General features: G+C 59.7%; 1 protein-coding gene. It reads left to right on the top strand.

What is annotated here, in order from left to right:
- Positions 1-331: 331 nt before the first annotated feature.
- Positions 332-1,359: AAA family ATPase (locus tag Q4C89_RS14495; RefSeq protein ID WP_303103333.1), on the top strand; the 1,028-nt coding region annotated here is incomplete at its 3' end.

Raw genomic sequence — 1,359 nt, 5'->3', positions numbered from 1 at the left:
GTGGGTCGCCTCTGGCCTTTTTTCAAAGCCGAGCGGGGACAACTGGGCCACTCCAGCGCAGCAGAGTGTGTGTGGGAGGGTGAAAAAGTGTGTGAGACAGGCACGGGCAAAGGCTGGCGCTATGTGCTGGTGGCGGTGGGAGAAGGGCAGTGACCTAACGTCACCTCAGCTACTTTCCTAAACCCTCAATAAACTTGACATGACCACGCTCAAGTTTAATACTAGGGGCCATGATGATGCAGAAGGCAAATGGCAGATAGCAGAAGGCTGATGAACTGCGACTAGCCTTTCGCCATCTGCCTTCAGCTTTCTGCGCACCGGAGGTGCAACCTTGAATCCCGAACGCTTTACCGAGGCCAGTGCTGTCGCCATCAATGCGGCGCAGCAACTCGCCCAGCAGAATAAAAACCAGAACCTCACACACTTTCATGTGCTGCGAACCCTCACCGACAACGACACCGCCGCCCGCGCCCTGACTTTGGCAGGCGGCAACCTCGCCCAGATTCGCGCCGCGCTGGATGCCGAAATTGCCAAGTTGCCCAAGATTCAGGGCGGCGACGGGCAACTGTACCTAGACCCCGCCCTCAGCCGCGCTTTTGCCAAGGCCGACACGATTGCGAACCAACTGGGCGACAGTTTTGTGGCGGCGGATACGCTGCTGCTGGCGCTGCGGGGCGAGTACCGTGGGCGCGGCCTGCCCGATGAAGTCAGCCTCAACCGCGCCATTACCGAACAACGCAAGGGGAAAACCGTGACCAACAAGACATCCGAACAACAATTCGATGCGCTGAACAAATACGGCACCGACCTCACGCAACGCGCCCGCGACGGCAAATTTGACCCCGTGATAGGCCGTGACGAGGAAATCCGCCGCGCCATGCAGATTTTGCTGCGCCGTTCCAAAAACAACCCTGTGCTGATTGGTGAGCCTGGGGTGGGCAAAACCGCCATTGCCGAGGGCCTCGCCATGCGAATCGTGAAAGGCGACGTGCCCGAAGGTCTGCGGAACAAAAAAATCGTGTCGCTGGAAATGGGCAGCCTGCTGGCGGGGGCCAAGTTCCGGGGCGAGTTCGAGGAACGCCTCAAAGGGGTTATTGACGAAGTCGTCAAGTCGGCGGGCGAAATCATCCTGTTCGTGGACGAGATTCACACCATCGTCGGCGCGGGCAAAACCGAGGGCAGCCCCGACGCGGGCAACATGCTCAAGCCTGCGCTGGCACGCGGCGAACTGCACCTGATTGGCGCGACCACACTGGACGAATACCGCGAAATTGAAAAGGACGCGGCGCTGGAACGGCGTTTTCAGCCCGTGTTCGTGGACGAGCCGAGCGTGGAAGACACCATCTCCATCCTGCGCGG

It is taken from the genome of Deinococcus sp., assembly GCF_030523985.1.
GTDB lineage: Bacteria > Deinococcota > Deinococci > Deinococcales > Deinococcaceae > Deinococcus.
This window is presented reverse-complemented; position numbering and strand designations above follow the sequence as displayed.